Source organism: Bradyrhizobium sp. P5_C11_2 (genome assembly GCF_054049755.1).
On sequence record NZ_JBFULT010000575.1, the window covers coordinates 1 to 4,743 of the forward strand.

A 4,743-nucleotide genomic window follows, 5' to 3' on the forward strand; every position below is an offset into this window, starting at 1 on the left:
GGGGGCGCGGGCGAGGCCCAGCAGCGAGATGCTGGCCGCGCCGAGCAGGAACGCGGTCCAGACCTGGGCCGGCGGCCCCGGGCGTTCCTCTGCCGCTATGACAAGCCACAACATCAGGAGCGCCGGCGCGATGGCGGCAGTTCCGATGACGRTGGGTAACGCTTCAATCAGGTACATCGGCGTCGAAAATAGGTTCCCTTGACCGGCTTATCTACTTCTACCGATGCGACCATGTGTCATGCGCTTGCTGTCCCGTCGCTTAACAAGCGCGACAGCTTCCGTTCATCGCGTCGTCACCAATGCTGTAGAATGCGAGGATAATCAATCGCATGACGGAACTTGTTCGTCATCAATGGAAACGGTTGCGCGCCTGATATCAGGCCGCGATTGGTCAGCGAGATCAAGGGAATGCGCGGGTTTCTTCGATTCACGATGCATTTGTCCCCGCCGCGCGGCTGGAGGCGCCATGGCCTCAACCCGGACAACGCGCAGCCGGGGCGATCGACCTAGTCACGCTTCGTTGTCCGCCGGCGAAGCGATGAATCGATGCGGCGGGTTCGCATCTGCTCCAGCTCCCAGAAGGCGCGCACGAGGCACGCGCCCAAGCAGGCCGCGATCAGCAGCAGGAGGAAGGCTTGGTCGACCGGGGCGATGTGCATCACGGCGTTGATAAAGCAACGCCCGTGCCATGCGTTCCGGTGTGGATCTGYGCTCCGTGCAACCGTTCCTCACGCGAAGCGCCGGTTGTGGCGGCTCGAATCGGCGGTCGCGGCAAGGCGATTGGAGCCGGCATCGACCGCCCTCAGTGGGTCGTGAACCGCGGCGGCGCATCGGGGGCGATGTCGAACGCCCCGAGATGGAATTCCTCGCCGGCGAACGCGTCCGGCTCGGCGTGTTGGGCGAGCAATGTGAACGCCGCCTGCGGGTATTGCTTCCAGATATCGAGATCGCCCGCGGTGATGGTGAGCCAGCCGAAGGTGTACATGTAGCGTCCGGGCTCGGTGACCCGGCCGACCCTTTCCCAGGTAATCTTCTCGACTGCCATTCGGTCCTCCGGTCGCAAGTCTGCAAATGAAGGCCGGCACGGGGCACGGACCCCCATATGCTGATTCCGCAATGGGGCCGAGATAGGGCGAAGGTGCGGAGGCGGCGTCTGGAGCTTCAGGCCGGCTGCAGCACGGCCGAGCGAACGACCAGGCGGGCGAGGTCGTCCCGCTGCTGTTTTTCGGCGAATTTGACCGCAAAGCCGTCGGCGAATTTCCGGATGACGCGCCCGACGCAGGCCCCGACCGCGAGCGGCGTTCCGATCTGGGGATCGTATTCGCAGGACACCGCGACGCCCGCGGTGGAGACGTCGATGATGAAGCAGGGATGGGTGCCGCCGTCGGCGAGCGTCAGGAAGGTATGCGAGACCTGCGGCACGAACCGCGCGTCGCGCCGCAGTTCCTCGACGCTGGCGTCCTTCTGCTTCTTCTCGAGCCAGGTCAGCTTTTCCGACATCCAGGCGCGCCGCGCCCGCGTCATGTCGAGTTCCATGAGGAAGCCCGTCTTCAGCGTGGCGCTGATGGTGCACTCGAACTCGCCGAAATCCTGGAAGTAGGAGGTCACGCGCTCGCCGACCTTGCCGACGACCGGCACGTCCACGATCATGCGGAACGGCGAGACGCGCTTGGTACGGCAGGCGAAGGTTCGCAGCTTGCCCTCGCAATCGTACCAGCGGTGCAGCGAATAGCTGCCGCTCACGGTGACTTCCACCGCACGCTGCCTGAGGAACTCTGCGACGGACATCAGCACCAATCGTGTTGTGGATTGCTTCCCGTGTTTCCACGGTAGCGGACAACCTCTAAGCAAATGATACCGGCATTCAGGAGCAGGGGTAAATTTGCGGTAAACGCGTGGGTCGGTATCGCGTCATCGTGAGCGCGGCGACCCATGGCAGATGCGCCGCGGCGGTTTTTGCCGACCTCGCCGGCGACACATTCGTGTCCATCAATTGCCAATCCGTGTCGGATTGTGTCTCGACGCGAATGCCGCTAGTGCAACCTCGATGATGCCGTCCGAGAATTACCGGCCAGATATTGACGGGCTCCGTGCCGTTTCGATCCTGCTGGTGGTCGGCTATCACGCGCACCCCTGGATGCTGCCCGGCGGCTTCGTCGGCGTCGACGTCTTCTTTGYCATCTCGGGCTTTCTGATCACGCGGATATTACTGGCGCCCGGCGGCGTTCCGCTCGCGACATTCTACGCGCGGCGGATCAGGCGGATCTTTCCGGCGCTGATCGCCGTGCTGCTGGCGACCTATGCGCTGGGATGGGCAATCCTGCTGCCCCCACAGTTCCGTCTGCTCGGAGAGAACATCGCGGCCAGCGTTCTCTTCGCCTCGAACCTGTTCCAGCTCGGGCAGGCCGGCTATTTTGCGCCGCTCGCTGCCGAGAATCCGCTTCTCCACCTCTGGTCGCTCGGCGTCGAGGAGCAGTTCTACATCTTCTGGCCGCTGGCGCTCGGCCTGCTGGCGCGCTCGCGGTGGCGGCGGCAGTACATCCTCGGCGCAATCGCGCTGTCGCTGGCCGCCGGCGTGGCGCTGGCGGCGACGAACCCGGATTGGGGCTTCTACGCGCCCTTGCCGCGGGCCTGGGAGTTGCTGATCGGCGGCCTCGTGGCCGAGGCCAACCTCGTCCGCAAAGGCAGCAGCAACCTGCTCGGCGCGATCGGCCTTGGCGCCATTGCAGCGTCCGCCCTGCTGTTCGATCGCTCGATGTCCTTTCCGGGAGCATTGGTGCTGCTCCCAATTGTCGGCGCCGCGCTCGTCATCACGTCGCCGAATGCCGCGGTCAACCGCGTGCTGTTGTCGAGCAGGCCCGCCGTGCTGCTCGGTCTCATCAGCTACCCGCTCTATCTCTGGCACTGGCCGCTGCTCGCCTATCTCGGAATCGTGCGGCATGGGGTGCCGAATTTCATCGAGATCTGGGCCGCGGTCCTCGCCGCGACCGTGCTTTCGATCCTGACCTACCGCTTCATCGAACAGCCGATCCGCCATCGACGCAACGTCGTGCCGGCCTTGTCGATCACGCTGGCTTCGGTGGGTGCGATCGGTATCGCCACGATCCTCTCCGCCGGCTTCGTCTCGCGATTTCCGCAGGCGTTGCAGGCGATCGCGGCCGTCAGCACCGATGACAATCCTGCATTCAAGGATCACTGCTTCCTGGAGGCGCCGGGTAGCGGCTTTGATACGAGCTGCGTCGAGCGGGGCGACAAGCCGCTGCTGCTGTTGTGGGGCGATTCAAACGGCGCGGCTCTCTATCCGGCCGTGGTGGAGGCGGCACAACGCGCTTCGTTCCGCGTCGGGCGTTTCAATGCGCCTGGCTGTGCGCCGATCCTCGGTGCGGGACCGAACGCGTCCTGCGTCGAAAGCAACGCCAGGGCTGTTGCCCTCATCAGGGAATCTCGTCCGGACGTCGTCGTGCTGCACGCGATGTGGGGTTTCGACAACGACCTGAACAAGCTCGGCAGCACCATCGCCGCCCTGCGCGGCGCCGGGGTGGCGCGCGTGGTCATCATCGGGCCGCCTCCGGTGTGGAAGCGCACGCTGCCGCACGCGGTCATCAACCACTATCGCTTCTCCCATGACCTGCCGGACCGGCTCGGCTCCGGCGTTTCGGGCCCTGCCGAGGACGAGCTGATGGCGGATTTCAGCAAATCCGCAGGCGTCGACTATGTGTCATTGCGCAAGGTGCTTTGCGATCCGCGGCAACAGTGCCTGGTCCGCACGCCGGACGGTGAGGTGGTCGCGACCGATACGATCCATCTGTCGCCGGGCGGGGCGAGGTTGGTGATCGAGGTCATCGGCGGGGATCTGTTTCGCGGGCCGCATCCATGACCGCACCGTCGGCGGGTTTCCCGCTTCCGCGCCCCAAACGCGTGCGCCGCGCCGGCACTACGTCGAGTTGATCGCGCCGCCGACCGCGTGTTACTGATCAATTCTGGATTGTTTGGATTGATTTCATGCAGGCAACCGATTTCAGCGCAACGCTGCAAAATTTGTTCGCGAAAGGCCTGCGTTACGGCACCGTGGTCGACCTCGGGTGCGCCGACGGGCACTTCGTGCTCAACCATCTGTCGTGCCTCGGCGATGCGGTGCCGCTCAACATCGACGCCAATCGGATCTACGAGGACTCGCTCAAGGCGATCAAGGAGGCGCTTGGCGGGCACTATCGCATCTGCGCCATCACCGACCACGAAGGCGAGATCGAGATCACCGAATCCGTGCATCCTTACTGGTCATCGGTGCGCCCGGCAGGCGACCTCTACTGGTCGCGGGTCAACGATTTGATCAAGAGCAAGGTCAAGGTCCSGGCGCGGACGCTCGACGCGCTGGTCCAGGAGCTGTCGCTCAAGCCGCCGTTCCTGCTCAAGCTCGACGTGCAGGGGGCGGAGCAGGCGGCGCTGAAGGGCGCGCGCCATGTGCTGGAAAATTGCAGTGTGGTGGTGTGCGAGGCCGACATTGACGACTTCCAGGACATCAACGCGACGCTGCTGGCGGCGGGCTTCTTTCTTTACGACCTGACGACGCTGCAGCGCCTGCGCGACGGAACGCTCGGCTGGTTCTATCCGGTCTATGTCAGCGGCAAGCTCGCGCATCTCAAGCCGCAGGCGTTCTGGGATGTCGGCGACAACGCGGCGGTGATCGGCGTCCAGGAGACGCGCCGCAAGACGATCCTCGAGCAGAACAGGAAAATCCTCAAC

The 4,743-nt window shown here is 64.5% G+C and carries 4 protein-coding genes and 1 pseudogene; 2 read left to right on the forward strand and 3 right to left on the reverse strand.

Translation table 11 applies throughout. The annotated features are described in order from the left end of the window. The 3 genes and pseudogenes from ACXJL8_RS34355 to ACXJL8_RS34365 all read right to left on the reverse strand — a co-directional run. Positions 1-177 (reverse strand): annotated as a pseudogene (locus ACXJL8_RS34355) (PrsW family intramembrane metalloprotease); the annotation flags it as partial. Positions 178-802: 625 nt separating this feature from the next. Then, positions 803-1,045: a hypothetical protein gene (locus ACXJL8_RS34360; RefSeq protein WP_456624040.1), complete on the reverse strand. Its 243-nt coding sequence runs from the start codon at positions 1,043-1,045 to the stop codon at positions 803-805. 116 nt (positions 1,046-1,161) lie between these two features. Beyond that, positions 1,162-1,788 carry a PilZ domain-containing protein gene (locus ACXJL8_RS34365; protein ID WP_456624041.1) on the reverse strand — a complete coding sequence of 209 codons (627 nt, stop codon included), beginning with the start codon at positions 1,786-1,788 and terminating at the stop codon, positions 1,162-1,164. A gap of 259 nt (positions 1,789-2,047) precedes the next feature. On the opposite strand from ACXJL8_RS34365, the gene ACXJL8_RS34370 reads away from it, so the two are divergent. Next, complete coding sequence (locus ACXJL8_RS34370; RefSeq protein WP_456686392.1) at positions 2,048-3,877, forward strand: acyltransferase family protein; 1,830 nt, start codon at positions 2,048-2,050, stop codon at positions 3,875-3,877. Between the two features lie 125 nt (positions 3,878-4,002). Next, on the forward strand, positions 4,003-4,743 hold a 741-nt coding region (locus ACXJL8_RS34375; RefSeq protein ID WP_456686393.1), incomplete at its 3' end, for an FkbM family methyltransferase.